Annotated in this window: 14 protein-coding genes and 1 riboswitch; of the genes, 10 read left to right on the plus strand and 4 right to left on the minus strand. The window is 57.5% G+C overall.

Annotated features, from left to right (window positions below):
• The first annotated feature begins 32 nt into the window (after positions 1-32).
• Genes phnF through phnN form a run of 9 tightly spaced genes read left to right on the plus strand, consistent with a single transcriptional unit; the run spans position 33 to position 6,854 of the window.
• Complete coding sequence (gene phnF, locus IBT47_RS13325) at positions 33-752, plus strand: phosphonate metabolism transcriptional regulator PhnF (protein WP_200560793.1); 720 nt, start codon at positions 33-35, stop codon at positions 750-752.
• The gene (gene phnG / locus IBT47_RS13330) at positions 753-1,193 is read left to right on the plus strand and encodes a phosphonate C-P lyase system protein PhnG (RefSeq protein WP_105594863.1); all 441 of its coding nucleotides are present in this window, start codon (positions 753-755) and stop codon (positions 1,191-1,193) included.
• Positions 1,193-1,768: a phosphonate C-P lyase system protein PhnH gene (phnH, locus tag IBT47_RS13335; protein ID WP_200547813.1), complete on the plus strand. Its 576-nt coding sequence runs from the start codon at positions 1,193-1,195 to the stop codon at positions 1,766-1,768. The genes phnG and phnH overlap by 1 nt, the downstream gene beginning before the upstream one ends.
• Positions 1,768-2,844: a carbon-phosphorus lyase complex subunit PhnI gene (locus IBT47_RS13340; protein WP_200560794.1), complete on the plus strand. Its 1,077-nt coding sequence runs from the start codon at positions 1,768-1,770 to the stop codon at positions 2,842-2,844. Before phnH ends, IBT47_RS13340 begins: the two co-directional genes overlap by 1 nt.
• The gene (locus IBT47_RS13345) at positions 2,837-3,679 is read left to right on the plus strand and encodes an alpha-D-ribose 1-methylphosphonate 5-phosphate C-P-lyase PhnJ (RefSeq protein ID WP_105594866.1); all 843 of its coding nucleotides are present in this window, start codon (positions 2,837-2,839) and stop codon (positions 3,677-3,679) included. The genes IBT47_RS13340 and IBT47_RS13345 overlap by 8 nt, the downstream gene beginning before the upstream one ends.
• Positions 3,676-4,434 carry a phosphonate C-P lyase system protein PhnK gene (gene phnK, locus IBT47_RS13350; protein ID WP_105594867.1) on the plus strand — a complete coding sequence of 253 codons (759 nt, stop codon included), beginning with the start codon at positions 3,676-3,678 and terminating at the stop codon, positions 4,432-4,434. Before IBT47_RS13345 ends, phnK begins: the two co-directional genes overlap by 4 nt.
• 19 nt (positions 4,435-4,453) lie before the next feature.
• Positions 4,454-5,158 carry a phosphonate C-P lyase system protein PhnL gene (gene phnL / locus IBT47_RS13355; RefSeq protein WP_105594868.1) on the plus strand — a complete coding sequence of 235 codons (705 nt, stop codon included), beginning with the start codon at positions 4,454-4,456 and terminating at the stop codon, positions 5,156-5,158.
• The gene (gene phnM / locus IBT47_RS13360) at positions 5,155-6,291 is read left to right on the plus strand and encodes an alpha-D-ribose 1-methylphosphonate 5-triphosphate diphosphatase (RefSeq protein WP_200560795.1); all 1,137 of its coding nucleotides are present in this window, start codon (positions 5,155-5,157) and stop codon (positions 6,289-6,291) included. The genes phnL and phnM overlap by 4 nt, the downstream gene beginning before the upstream one ends.
• Positions 6,291-6,854 (plus strand): ribose 1,5-bisphosphokinase, encoded by a 564-nt coding sequence (gene phnN, locus IBT47_RS13365; protein WP_200560796.1) that lies wholly within the window; start codon positions 6,291-6,293, stop codon positions 6,852-6,854. The genes phnM and phnN overlap by 1 nt, the downstream gene beginning before the upstream one ends.
• A 179-nt stretch (positions 6,855-7,033) precedes the next feature.
• Here the strand turns inward: phnN and IBT47_RS13370 are convergent, their stop codons facing one another.
• The 3 genes from IBT47_RS13370 to IBT47_RS13380 are packed head-to-tail and all read right to left on the minus strand — an operon-like array spanning position 7,034 to position 10,325.
• Positions 7,034-8,539 (minus strand): FAD-binding oxidoreductase, encoded by a 1,506-nt coding sequence (locus tag IBT47_RS13370; protein WP_200560797.1) that lies wholly within the window; start codon positions 8,537-8,539, stop codon positions 7,034-7,036.
• 17 nt (positions 8,540-8,556) lie between these two features.
• Positions 8,557-8,913: a cytochrome c gene (locus IBT47_RS13375; RefSeq protein WP_200560798.1), complete on the minus strand. Its 357-nt coding sequence runs from the start codon at positions 8,911-8,913 to the stop codon at positions 8,557-8,559.
• A 20-nt stretch (positions 8,914-8,933) separates the two neighbouring features.
• The gene (locus tag IBT47_RS13380; RefSeq protein WP_200560799.1) at positions 8,934-10,325 is read right to left on the minus strand and encodes a cytochrome c; all 1,392 of its coding nucleotides are present in this window, start codon (positions 10,323-10,325) and stop codon (positions 8,934-8,936) included.
• A gap of 496 nt (positions 10,326-10,821) precedes the next feature.
• Positions 10,822-10,935: riboswitch (TPP riboswitch) on the plus strand.
• A 76-nt stretch (positions 10,936-11,011) separates the two neighbouring features.
• Here IBT47_RS13380 and IBT47_RS13385 point away from each other — a divergent pair.
• Entirely contained in the window at positions 11,012-11,650 is a 639-nt protein-coding gene (locus IBT47_RS13385) for a TenA family protein (RefSeq protein ID WP_200560800.1), read from the plus strand.
• A 120-nt stretch (positions 11,651-11,770) separates the two neighbouring features.
• Here IBT47_RS13385 and IBT47_RS13390 read toward each other — a convergent pair whose 3' ends face one another.
• A complete protein-coding gene (locus IBT47_RS13390; RefSeq protein WP_200560801.1) occupies positions 11,771-13,234 on the minus strand; it encodes an anion permease in 1,464 nt (487 codons plus the stop codon).

The following is a 13,234-nucleotide window of genomic DNA, read 5'->3' on the forward strand; positions in this document are numbered from 1 at the left end:
CCCGCCGGGTATGACGCTGTGGAGATTTTTTAATGCTCAACTTATCCAGACATCCGACCACTTTATATCAGGCCATCGCCGCCCGGCTGGAAGATGAACTGCGCAGCCGCTATCGCTGCGGCGAATATCTGCCGTCGGAAAAACAGCTGGCCGCACACTATGAGGTCAACCGTCATACCCTGCGCCGCGCGGTGGATGAACTGGTTGATAAAGGACTGGTTCAGCGCCGTCAGGGCGTTGGCATTCTGGTGCTGATGCGCCCGTACGACTACCCGCTGCACGCACAGGCACGGTTCAGCCAGAACCTGATGGAGCAGGGGAGCCACCCCACCAGCGAACGCCTGCTGGCCGTGTTACGCCCCTGCAACGCTGAAGTAGCCGTCGCGCTGGCCTGTAACGAGGGCGATACGGTGATCCACCTGCGCACCCTTCGCCGGGTTAACGGCGTGCCGGTGTGCGTGATTAATCACTACCTGCCCGATCTGGACTGGTGGCCACAGCTGCAAAAGTTTACCAGCGGATCGCTGCACGACTTTATCAGCCAGCAGTTGGGCGAAGATCTGACGCGCAAGCAGACGCGCATCGCTGCCCGCCGCGCACAGGCAAAAGAGAGCCGTCTGCTGGAAGTTACGCTGCATGCACCACTGCTGTGCGTGCGCACTCTGAATACCCGTAACGGCAGCGGCGCGATGGCGGAATACTCCGTCAGCCTGACGCGTGCCGACATGATTGAACTCACGCTGGAGCATTAAATGGAAGCACATAAGGCCCGCCAGCACTGGCTCTCAGTACTGGCCCACAGCAGCCCGCAACAGCTGCTGGCGCACTGGCCATCAACGCTGCAACCGCAGTACCAACTGCTGCGCGCGCCGGAAACCGGGCTGACCCGTCTCCAGGCGCGAATGGGGGGAACCGGGCGACGCTTTATTCTCGGTGATACCACCGTCACCCGCGCGGTGGTCCAGCTGGAAAATGGCACCTGCGGCTACAGCTATATTATCGGGCGCGATAAAGCCCATGCTGAACGCTGCGCGCTGCTGGATGCCCTGCTACAGGACGACAGCGCACAGACTCTTCACCAACAGATTATTGCGCCGCTGGCCGCCGCACGTCAGGAACAGCTGCTGCTGCGTTCCCGTGAAGTTGCCAGCAGTCGCGTTGACTTCTTCACCCTTGTCAGGGGAGACAATTAATGACTCTACTCGCCAGTTTCAGCCATCCGGTCGCCGATGCCCAGCACGCCTTCCGTCGTATTCTTAAAGCCATGAGCGAGCCGGGCGTGATGGTTTCTCTGCCGTCGCTGCCCGCCTGGGGGCGTACCTCTGTGGCGGCAACGGCGGTGCTGATGACGTTGGTGGATCGTGAAACACCGCTGTGGATCGATGAGCGCTTTCATGATGAGGCGCTGCTGAACAATCTGCGTTTTCACACCGGTGCGCCGGTTACCGATCGTACCGACGCGCCGTTTGCTCTACTGCACGCCAAATCCGCCGTTGATATCGCCAGCTTCTCGCCGGGCGACAACGTCTCGCCGGAGAAAAGCAGCACGCTGATTATTGATGTCGCCGGGCTGAGCGGTGGTCTGACGCTGCGCCTGCGCGGTCCCGGACTGATGGAAACCCGGGCGATTGCGCCGCAGCTGCCGGAAAGCGTGCTGAAATTCCTGCGTAAACGCGCGCATACCTTCCCTCAGGGTATCGATCTGATCTTCACCTGTGGCGAAAACATGATGGCCCTGCCGCGCACCACCAATGTGGAGGTGTGCTGATGTACGTTGCGGTGAAAGGGGGCGAGAAGGCGATAGCCGCCGCCCACCGGCTACAGGAAGATCTGCGACGCGGCGACCGCAGTGAGGCGGAGTTGCAGTGTCAGCAGATTGACCAGCAGCTGGGCCTGGCGGTGGACAGGGTGATGACCGAAGGCGGCATCCACGACCGCGAGCTGGCCGCGCTGGCTATCAAGCAGGCCAGTGGCGATCTGGTGGAGGCGATTTTCCTGCTGCGCGCCTATCGCACCACGCTGCCGCGCCTCGCGGACAGCCTGCCGCTGGAGAGCGGAAAGATGCGCGTAGAGCGACGGATCTCCGCCGTTTATAAAGATCTGCCCGGCGGACAGCTGCTGGGGCCAACCTACGATTACACCCACCGCCTGCTGGATTTTACCCTGCTGGCCGAGGGAAAAACGCCGCCCGCGCAGCGAGCAGAACAGCCGCTGGACGAGCGCTGCCCGCATATGTTTGACCTGATGACCCGTGAAGGACTGGCAATTGCCGAAGAGGATGACGGCAGTGAACCGCTGGATATTACCCGCGATCCGCCATCTTACCCGCTGCCGCGCTCGGCGAAGCTACAGCAGCTGGTGCGCGGCGATGAGGGTTTCCTGCTGGCGCTGGGCTATTCCACCCAGCGCGGCTACGGCCGCACCCATCCGTTTGCCGGTGAGATCCGTACCGGCTACGTCACGGTGGAAATCGCGCCCGAGGAGCTGGGCTTCCTGCTGGAGATCGGCGAAATCCTGCTGACCGAATGTGAAATGGTCAACGGCTTTACCACCCCTGCCGATGCCGCACCGCATTTCACCCGCGGCTACGGCCTGGTCTTTGGCCGCGCCGAGCGTAAAGCGATGGCGATGGCGCTGGTGGATCGCGCTCTGCAAACCGATGAGTACGGCGAGCGCATCACCAGCCCGGCACAAGACGAGGAATTTGTCCTGTCGCACGCGGATAACGTTGAGGCGGCGGGCTTTGTTTCGCACCTCAAGCTGCCGCACTACGTCGATTTCCAGGCCGAGCTGGAACTGTTAAAGCGCCTGCGCGCGGAGTATCAGGAGAAGCAACGTGGCTGAACTGCATGGTTACAATCCGGGCTATCTGGATGAGCAAAGCAAACGCACTATCCGCCGGGCGATCCTCAAGGCGGTGGCGATCCCTGGTTATCAGGTTCCGTTCGGCGGGCGTGAAATGCCGATGCCCTACGGCTGGGGAACCGGCGGCATCCAGCTGACCGCCAGTATGATCGGCGAACACGACGTGCTGAAGGTGATCGATCAGGGCGCCGACGATACGACCAATGCGGTTTCTATCCGCCGATTTTTCCAGCGGGTTAGCGGCGCAGCGGTAACCGAGCGTACCGTAGATGCTACGCTGATCCAGACCCGCCACCGCATTCCCGAGACTCCGCTGACTGAAGATCAGGTGCTGATTTATCAGGTGCCGATCCCCGAACCGCTGCGTTTTATCGAGCCGCGCGAAACCGAAACCCGCACCATGCACGCGCTGGAAGAGTACGGCATCATGCAGGTGAAGCTGTATGAGGATATTGCCCGCTACGGTCATATCGCCACCACCTATGCCTATCCGGTGAAGGTCAACGATCGCTACGTGATGGACCCGTCGCCGATCCCGAAATTCGACAACCCGAAAATGCATATGATGCCCGCGCTACAGCTGTTCGGTGCCGGGCGTGAAAAGCGCATCTATGCGCTGCCGCCGTATACCAAAGTGGAAAGCCTCGACTTCGACGATCACCCGTTCACCGTCCAGCAGTGGGATCAGCCCTGCGCCATCTGCGGGTCGCGCACGAGCTATCTGGACGAGGTGGTGATGGACGACAGCGGCACCAGGATGTTTGTCTGCTCCGATACCGATTACTGCCATCAGCAACAGGAAAGCCAGTCATGAATAGTGAGTCACCGCTGCTGACGGTTAATCAGCTTACCCACCTTTATGCGCCGGGTAAGGGTTTCAGCGATGTGTCATTTGAACTTTACCCGGGTGAAGTGCTGGGGATCGTCGGGGAATCCGGCTCCGGGAAGACCACTCTGTTGAAGGCAATTTCGGCCCGACTGCCGCCGCAGCACGGCGAAATTATCTATCAGGGTAATGACCTTTATGCGATGAGCGAAAGTGAACGCCGCCGCCTGCTGCGCACCCAGTGGGGCGTGGTGCATCAGTATCCGATGGACGGATTACGGGCGCAGGTATCGGCCGGTGGCAATATCGGCGAGCGGCTGATGGCGGTCGGCGAGCGCCACTACGGGCAGATCCGCGAGAAGGCCGGCCAGTGGCTGGAAGATGTGGAGATCCCGCTGGCGCGCATCGATGATCTGCCGGGCACTTTCTCCGGCGGTATGCAGCAGCGTTTGCAGATCGCCCGCAACCTGGTCACCGGACCGAAGCTGGTATTTATGGATGAACCGACCGGTGGACTGGATGTGTCGGTGCAGGCGAGGCTGCTGGATCTGCTGCGTAACCTGGTGCGCGATCTCAATCTGGCGGTGGTGATTGTCACCCATGATCTCGGCGTGGCGCGTCTGCTGGCCCATCGTTTGCTGGTGATGAAGCAGGGACAGGTGGTGGAGAGCGGTCTGACCGACAGGGTGCTTGACGATCCGCATCATCCCTATACCCAGCTGCTGGTGTCATCCATTCTGTAACCCATGTTGAGAAACCGCTATGAACCTCAAACTGCGCATCGAGAATCTGTCTAAAACCTTCGTCATGCACAATCAGCACGGCGCAAGGCTTCCGGTGCTGAATAACGCGTCCCTTCAGGTGGCCGCTGGCGAATGCGTGGTGCTGCACGGGCATTCCGGCAGCGGTAAATCCACACTGCTGCGTTCGCTGTACGGTAACTATCTGCCGGACAGCGGCCATATCTGGGTTGAGCACCATCAGCAGTGGGTGGATCTGGTCAGCGCCCCGGCCAGGCAGATCCTCGCGCTGCGCCGCGACACGATTGGCTGGGTCAGCCAGTTTCTGCGGGTGATCCCGCGTATCAGCACGCTGGAAGTGGTGATGCAGCCTCTGCTGGAGCGCGGCGTGGATCGGGCAGAAAGCGAAGAGCGGGCGCAGGCACTGTTGGGGCATCTGAACGTGCCGTCGCGTCTGTGGTCGCTGCCGCCGTCAACATTTTCCGGCGGTGAACAGCAGCGGGTCAATATCGCGCGCGGTTTTATCGCCGAATCCCCGATTCTGCTGTTGGATGAACCCACCGCCTCGCTGGACAGCGTTAACTGTGCGGCAGTGGTTTCGCTGATTGAACAGGCGCGCGCCCGCGGTGCCGCCATCGTCGGAATTTTTCATGATAATGCGGTGCGCGAACGCGTCGCCGATCGTCTGCATGTGATGCAGTCTGTTACCCCGGAGCACGCCGTATGATCATTAACAACGTAAAGCTTATCCTCGAACGGGAAGTGGTCAGCGGCTCGCTGGCCTGTGATAACGGCATCATTACCGCCTATGCCGAAACCCCAAGTCAGCTGCCGGGTGCCATTGATGGTGAAGGCGGCTGGCTGATGCCTGGCATGGTGGAGCTGCACACCGATAACCTGGATAAATTTTTCACCCCGCGCCCGAAGGTGGACTGGCCCGCGCATTCGGCGATGAGCAGCCACGATGCGCTGATTATTGCCAGCGGGATCACCACGGTGCTGGATGCGATTGGCGTGGGCGACGTGCGCGATGGCGGCCACCGTATGGAAAATCTTAACAAGATGATTAATGCCATCCGCCACAGTGAAAAACACGGCCTGAACCGCGCCGAGCATCGCCTGCATCTGCGCTGCGAGCTGCCGCACGACTCCACGCTGCCGCTGTTTGAACAGCTGATGTGCAATCCGGCACTGTCGCTGGTGTCGCTGATGGACCATTCGCCGGGCCAGCGCCAGTACGTTTCGCTGGACGCCTGGCGTATCTATTTCGGCGGGAAATACCAGATGAACGACGAGCAGCTGGATGCCTATCAGGCCGAGCAGCTGCGCCTTGCCTCGCGCTGGTCGACGCCAAATCGTGAGGCGATCTCCGCCTGGTGCCGCCAGTATCATATTCCGCTGGCCAGCCATGATGACGCCACCCACGAACACGTGCTGGAATCGAAAGGCGTGGGCAGCACGGTCGCCGAGTTCCCGACCACCGAAGAGGCCGCATGTTCATCGCGCGAGATGGGGCTACAGGTGCTGATGGGCGCGCCGAATATCGTTCGTGGCGGATCGCACTCCGGCAACGTAGCAGCACGCGACCTGGCCTCGAAGGGGCTGCTGGATATCCTTTCCTCGGATTACTATCCGGCCAGTCTGCTGGATGCCGCCTTCCGTCTGGCTGCTGATGACGAGATCGCGATGGATCTGCCTGCCGCCGTTGCGCTGGTCACCCGTAACCCGGCGCACGCCATCGGGCTGACCGATCGTGGCGTGATCGCTGAAGGAAAACGTGCGGATCTGGTGCTGGTTCATCAGCCAAGGGAACAGGTCTATATCAAAAACGTCTGGGCGAAAGGCCGGATGGTGTTCTGATGGCGCGGTTAATCTGGCTGATGGGGGCATCCGGCTCCGGCAAGGACAGCCTGCTGCTGGCACTGCGCGAAAGCGCTCCCGATCGGGTGGTAGTGGCGCACCGCTATATTACCCGCAGCGCCTCTGCCGGAGGGGAAAATCATATTGCGCTCAGCGAGCATGAGTTCCTGCGCCGCAGCGAGTTCGGCATGTTTGCCATTGAGTGGCAGGCGCACCAGTTTTACTACGCGCTGGGTAGCGAGATCGATCTGTGGCTGGCCAGTGGACTGGACGTGGTGGTCAACGGTTCGCGCCGCCATCTGGCGATTGCACAGCAGCGCTACGGCGACCGTCTGCTGCCGGTGTGCCTGCAGGTTTCGCCGGAGGTGCTGGCAAAGCGGCTGCGCCAGCGCGGACGCGAGGACGAAAGCGAAATTGCCCGTCGGATGCAGCGTGCGGCAGAGCCGATCTCGGCAGGGTGCTTGACGCTAAATAACGACGGGGCACTGGAACGCACGCTAAAAGATTTTTCGCTGCTGCTGGCGGAAGTACCGTGCCGGGATGCGGAACAGAACAGCAGGTAACCGTACTATGGCCAGCCATTGTGCACTTGCGCGCAATGGCTGCCTGGATAAAGGTCAAAGTGACTTTTTCAAAGCCAAACTAAGAAATCAAAAATTGATGACTGATTACCAATGAGCCATTATCTGTTGGCGTATGACGCAATTGACGCGCAAAGCATGCGCAGACTGCCTCCTGTACCTCACATGTCAGAGACAACAACCCCGTCCTTTTCCTGTTTGATATAGCTGTAAAAGCGTTTTTCCGGATCGTACATTTCCCGGACCTGATTCAGCTTCTGCCATTTCTCGGCAGAAAAACACTGATTCACCATCTCCGGGGCGACATCCAAATCGATTTCATTAATGTAGTAACCTTTCGCGTACGGTTTGATCGCCGCGTTGAGTTTCAGCATCAGCTTCCTGTTCGCCTCAATTTCTTCTTCCGTTGAGCCGATCAGATACCAGGAGATATAGTGCGGTGCCCAGTAGGTAAAACTGCACGGTTCCGGCACCGTCGGATTGGTATCAATCACCGAAAAACCAAACGAACGCGAATCAACGGCTTCGTTTTCCAGCAGTTCGGCAACAACCGGCAGCGCCAGCTCTGGCCGATCGGTGAAAAAGGCCGTTTCGCTGGTTCTGCTGGTGCTGTAGGCATCCGTTGCGCCCAGCGCCTGGAACAGATCCAGATAGGTCAGGGAGCGATTATGCACGCTTTGCAGGGTGCACAAATCCGGGAGTTTGCTGTTATTAAAAATGTCGGCCACTTCCCGTGCTTCCGCCTCCGTACTGCCAAATGAAATCACGTTAAGCGCCAGATGCCAGCGCTGTTCTGACGGCGGTGTACCCGGCGGGGAGAACTTGCCCAGCGCGCCGAGGATCTCCGAACGCTTCGCATTGGCCGGCAGCAGCGTCATGATTTCATCCAGCGCGGGGCGCAGGTCCGTAACGGGAAAGTAAAAACTGTTCATAATCGCGGCAGGCGCGTCATGCAGCTTTAGTCTGTAGCGCAATACTACGGCGAAAAATCCCGGGCCAACGCCGCGCATCGCCCAGTAGAGATCCGGGTTTTCTTCGGGCGAGGCCATGACGATCGAGCCGTCCGCTAACATCACCTCTGCCGCCAGAATCGACCCACACGCCATACCATAGGCGGGCATATTCCAGCCCATGCCACCGCCTAACAGAAATCCACCGAGGGTAACGAATCCGGTATGCGCCCCTGGGAATACCAGCCCTTTATCAAAGGTGGCTTCGTTCAATTCCTGACTAAGAACCCCGGGCCCGGCCCAGGCGGTTTTGGTCTGCGGGTCCAGCTCAATACTGTTAAAACGCGACATGTCGATGGTCACTGCGCCGTTACGTAACGGGGCCAGCGTGATGTTATGCCCGGAGCTGCGCAGTGCAACCCGACGCCCCGTCTGCTTTGCATAGAACAGCAGGATTTTTATATCTTCAGCGTCCAGCGGCTGAGCAATCACATCAGGGAATCGTTTCGGCTTTTTATTGTACCAGGTCATCGCCCAGAACCAGCGGAAATAGCGCGGGTCGGCGTGGCTGATAAAGGGCCCCTTGAAGCCTTTTGGTCGAACAGGATCGCTGCCGGCAGCAAAACTGGTGACCGGGCGAAGCAGGCCTGAAAACAGTATGCCAACGGCAGCTGCGGCCTTGAGGAAATGTCTGCGTACCAGTAATAACGTCTGCACAAAAGCTCCTTGTCAGATTACGGGTTGGCGGAAGGCAACTGGCTAAAGTAATGAGAAAGTTGGCTGATATCTGTGTCCGTCAGACCGTTCACAACGTTCTGCATCATGCCGTTTTTACGGCTGCCGTCACGAAAGGCCTGGAGCTGACTGCGTAAATAGGGTGCTTTTTGCCCGGCCAGATTGGGCCACTCCGGATTCTGGCTTATACCGCCCGGACCATGGCAGCTCATGCAGCGGCTGGCCGTTTCGGGCTGCGCAAATTCCTGGCTTTTACCATCCGTGCCATCCGACATCGCCAGTGCCTGCGGCGCAGCGAAAATCGCCATGCTGGTCAGGAAAAGCCATATCAGTAAGCGGCGATTGCTGTTTTTCATACCCACTCCGTCAGTTCTCATTAGTCGCGTACGCTGTTAGCGTTGCGTGTTGTTATATTTTGCTGCACCTCGGCCACCGCTGAAGCGGACACTTCAGGGGCCTGATTGCCCCATGACGAACGAATGAAATTCAATATGTCGGCGATATTTCCGTCGCTGAGTGAATCGGCATAAGCGGGCATGGAATAAAGCGTGTCGTTGTGTTTTGTTTCGGCATTGGTTGCGCCTTCCAGCACAATTTTTATTAAGCTGGCCGGGTCGGGATTATTGACCATGGTATTTAACGCCAGCGCCGGGAATTTATTTTTGTAGCCCAGTCCGTTAGATAAATGGCAGCCTTCGCAGTGGGATAAATACTGTTTTGCTCCGGGGCTTAATGCCTCTCCTCGCGATAACTGATTCAGGGTTGTTAAATCGTAATAGGGCTTATCCTGTATGATATTCGGCTGTAACGAGCGCAGATAAGCGGCGATGGCCGAGAGATCGCTGTCCGACATATATTGTGTGGAGTGGGTGACAACATCGGACATCGGGCCGAAAGTGGCGGTTTTATCTGAACGGCCGGTTTTCAGTAGCGCAACGATTTCATCAGCGTGAGTTTGCCCCAGCCCTGAACGCTGCTCGCCGCGTAGTGAGGGCACCGAATAGCCATCAATGACCTGACCGCCGGACAAGTACTGGGTGCCTTTGCTGTTATCAAAAACGACTTCCTGCAGCGTGATGGCGCGGGGCGTATGGCAGGCACCGCAGTGGCCGAGGCCGGTGACATAATAAGCACCGAGCGCAACCGGTTCTTTCGGCAACGGACCCGGCGGCAGTGGTTTTGGTACAAAAAGCCAGCGCCACCAGGTCATGGGCCAGCGCATCGAGAGCGGCCAGGGAATGGTGTTGTGCTCGCGGGGAGCCGCGACAGGCGTAACACCGTGCATGAAATAGGCATAAAGCGCTGCCATGTCGTTGTCAGTAATACGCGAGTAAGAGGTCCACGGCATGGCGGGGTATAGCGTGTCACCTGAAGGAGCAATGCCGTATCTGACCGCACGTTCAAAGTCGCCAAACGAATAGTTACCAATACCGGTTTTCTTATCCGGCGTGATGTTCGGCGGGATCATGCCACCAATCGGGGAGGCGATGGGTAAACCGCCACTAAACGCCGGTTTACCGGGGGCCGTATGACAGGCAACACAGTCACCCACGCGAGCCAGATATTCACCACGTGCAACCTGTTGTTCATCCATCGGTAAGGATATTTTAGCGAGGGGATAGCCAGGTTTGGGGATGATAAGAGTGGCTAACCAGGCAAGCACGGCAGCCACAGCCACACAGGCAACGACCCCGCTGGTCCAGCGGCATAGCCGGGATGTGGTCGAACATTTGGTGTGATTTTTGGTCTTTCCCTGGCCATTTTTCATCGGTTTTGATGCCTTGAGTGTGAATTATTTTTCGCTATTTAGTGCTCGTTTATTAAAAATTATTAGCAATGCGGGTTTTGATTGTTGAAATAACTCGAGAGGACAGTGTCTGAGTTTCTATATTTAAGTTATAAACGAGGTGAGTATGTTCCAGTGGCGGTCAATTTTTTAAACCAAAAATGCCGAGGCGGGTAAATTCGATTTTTTATTAAGACATACTGGTTATTGCATATAATTTACATTTATTTATGCGAGGCAATACTCAGAATTATGTCTATGCCGTTGTGCCTTATTCGGTAATTTTTCAGACATGAAAAACATATCCATCAGCGCGATCTCACCGGGCTGTTGGATCGATTGGCAACCCTGATTTTGGCAAAACACATGACGGGACAGCAGTTGGTTACGCTGGTAAACTATTTTGCGTACACGGCGGAATTGTCCGCCGCTGTTTTTTGTTTACAACATCTGAACTGACAGGTTATGTTTCTTGCCGAACCTTTCCAGGGGGAGCCCACCAGCGGGCTGAGAGTTTGCACTTGCAACGGTGCGAAGACCCTTAATACCTGATCCGGATAATGCCGGCGAAGGGATGGCGCAACCTGTCTGACTTTTGCCTGCCTCCGATCGAGACGGCCAGAGTATCCACATTCAGTCGCGCTGTCTTTACTTTACAGGACAACACGATGACCGAACGTTTTACCGAAATCCTGCGTAATCAGAATCTGCCAACCTGGTCGGCGGCCGTTAATCACCGTTTCGTTGAGGAGCTGGTGACTGGCACCGTTGACGACCGTGTGATGATCAATTATCTGATTCAGGATCACCGCTTCCTCGACAGCTTCCTGATCCTGGTTGGCGCTGCAATGGCCAGTGCGGACACCACCGAAGCTCGCCTGCGTTTTGGCCGCTTTGCCGGGATGGTTTCCTCCGAAGAAAACACCTATTTCCTGCGTTCGTTTACCGCGCTGGGCGTCAGTGAGCAGCTACGTAACGAACAGCCGGATACTGCGCCGACGGCCGGTTTCAAAGCCATCATGCGTGAAGCGGCAGCCACCCGCAGCTATGCGGCGATCCTTACCGTGCTGAACGTGGCTGAATGGCTGTATTATGACTGGGCGACTCAGGCTGCCCGACCTCTGCCGGAGAATTTCGTCTACGCCGAGTGGGTCACGCTGCACGATAATCCGGATTTCAACGCGTTTGTGGCATTTATCCGTGAGGAACTTGACCGCGTTGGGCCGACGGAATCCTCGCTGTGTGAGGATCTTTTCCGCCGTGCGGTGGGGCTTGAGAAGGCATTTTTTGATGCGGCTTATGCGTAAATCACGCTGAAAGCAGGATAATGTCAATACGAGTTGCCCGAGAAACTCGGGCATCCGGAGCGTCATAAAGAAGGGGCAGAAAGCCAGTGCAGTCTGCCCCCAAAAAACTGCCCCGAAAAATCAGCTCCACAGCGCCAGAATTGGCCAGCCGACCAGCAGCAGTAGCGAAATAAATACCACGCCGAATATCGCACCCAGTCGCCAGTAATCTTTCGACTTAACGTAGCCGCAGCCGTAGATAATCACGCCGGGACCGGTGGCATACGGTGTCAGGCAGCCCATAATCCCAATAGACAGCACCAGCAGGATGCACAGGTGCTCCATCGGCACGCCGGGAATACCTTTCCCCACGGCAAGGATCATCGGCAGCATGGTCGCGGTGTGGGCCGACAGGCTGGCAAACAGATAGTGGGCAAAGTAGAACACCAGCACCAGCGCCACCACCGTGCCGCTGGGGGAGAATCCCTCCAGATGGCGACTCATGGTGTTGGCAAACCAGTCGATAAAGCCGGAGCGGGTCAGGCCATTTGCCATCACCACCAGCGTGGCGAGGTTAACCAGCGTATTCCAGGCGCTGTGATATTTGGTGATGTCCTTCCACGGCACCACGTGCAGCGCCAGCATCAGGGATACCGCCAGCAGGCCGACCGCCGTGGCGTTAATAATTTTGCCGCCAAATACCCACAAAGACAGGCTCAGCAGCACCAGACCAATCAGCGTCATCTCCTGGCGCGTCAGGCGACCCATCTCTTTTAGCGCGCCACCCGCCCAGTTTGAGACTTCCTCGCTGTGGGTGATCTCTGGCTTATAAAGAATATAGGACAGCCAGGGTGCCACGATCAGCAGGATAATCCCCACCGGCAGGAAGCTGAGGAACCACTGCAGCCAACTGATATGAATACCGGCAATTTTACCCACAAACTCCAGGCCCAGCACGTTAGGCGCGGCACCGGTAATAAACATCGATGAGCTGAGGCTGGTGCCTATCACCATCATCCACATCAGGTAGCCGCCGATGCGCTTTGACGAGGGATCGTTGGGGAACGATTTAAACAGCGGCGGCAGGTTTTTGATCACCGGGAACACCGTGCCGCCGGTACGTGCGGTATTGGAAGGGGTAAACGGTGCCAGCATAATGTCGATGATCACGATGGCGTAGCCCAGCGTCAGCGTGCGCTTACCCATAAACTTAACCATAAACAGTGCGATACGTCGGCCCAGACCGGTGACTTCATAGCCCAGCGCGAAGATAAATGCGCCGAACACCAGCCAGACCGTCGAGCTGGAAAAGCCCGCCAGCCCCCATTTCAGCGCCTGTTTACCGGCGTTAAATTCCGGATCTGCCAGCTCGGAGGCATCAAACAACACGTAGTGACTGCCGATAACGCAGATGGTTACGGCGATAAAACTGATCGCGGTTGCCGGGATGGGCTCAAGGATCATCCCAACAATCATCGCCACAAATACCGCAAAATAGTGCCAGGCCTGCGGCGGCATGCCGTCAGGCACCGGGATCAGCAGCATAATGGCGAGAACAATCAGCGGTGCCAGAGATTTCCATATCTTATCTTTCGCAATGGACAT

This window comes from Erwinia sp. S43 (assembly GCF_016624745.1).
Taxonomy (GTDB): domain Bacteria; phylum Pseudomonadota; class Gammaproteobacteria; order Enterobacterales; family Enterobacteriaceae; genus Erwinia; species Erwinia coffeiphila.

What these genes read in the sequence shown, in the direction of transcription:
- phnF (WP_200560793.1), top strand. Translation starts at nt 33, where the DNA reads ATGCTCAACTTATCCAGACATCCGACCACTTTATATCAGGCCATCGCC.
- phnG (WP_105594863.1), top strand. Translation starts at nt 753, where the DNA reads ATGGAAGCACATAAGGCCCGCCAGCACTGGCTCTCAGTACTGGCCCAC.
- phnH (WP_200547813.1), top strand. Translation starts at nt 1,193, where the DNA reads ATGACTCTACTCGCCAGTTTCAGCCATCCGGTCGCCGATGCCCAGCAC.
- IBT47_RS13340 (WP_200560794.1), top strand. Translation starts at nt 1,768, where the DNA reads ATGTACGTTGCGGTGAAAGGGGGCGAGAAGGCGATAGCCGCCGCCCAC.
- phnK (WP_105594867.1), top strand. Translation starts at nt 3,676, where the DNA reads ATGAATAGTGAGTCACCGCTGCTGACGGTTAATCAGCTTACCCACCTT.
- phnL (WP_105594868.1), top strand. Translation starts at nt 4,454, where the DNA reads ATGAACCTCAAACTGCGCATCGAGAATCTGTCTAAAACCTTCGTCATG.
- phnM (WP_200560795.1), top strand. Translation starts at nt 5,155, where the DNA reads ATGATCATTAACAACGTAAAGCTTATCCTCGAACGGGAAGTGGTCAGC.
- phnN (WP_200560796.1), top strand. Translation starts at nt 6,291, where the DNA reads ATGGCGCGGTTAATCTGGCTGATGGGGGCATCCGGCTCCGGCAAGGAC.
- IBT47_RS13375 (WP_200560798.1), bottom strand. Translation starts at nt 8,913, where the DNA reads ATGAAAAACAGCAATCGCCGCTTACTGATATGGCTTTTCCTGACCAGC.
- IBT47_RS13380 (WP_200560799.1), bottom strand. Translation starts at nt 10,325, where the DNA reads ATGAAAAATGGCCAGGGAAAGACCAAAAATCACACCAAATGTTCGACC.
- IBT47_RS13385 (WP_200560800.1), top strand. Translation starts at nt 11,012, where the DNA reads ATGACCGAACGTTTTACCGAAATCCTGCGTAATCAGAATCTGCCAACC.
- IBT47_RS13390 (WP_200560801.1), bottom strand. Translation starts at nt 13,234, where the DNA reads ATGTCCATTGCGAAAGATAAGATATGGAAATCTCTGGCACCGCTGATT.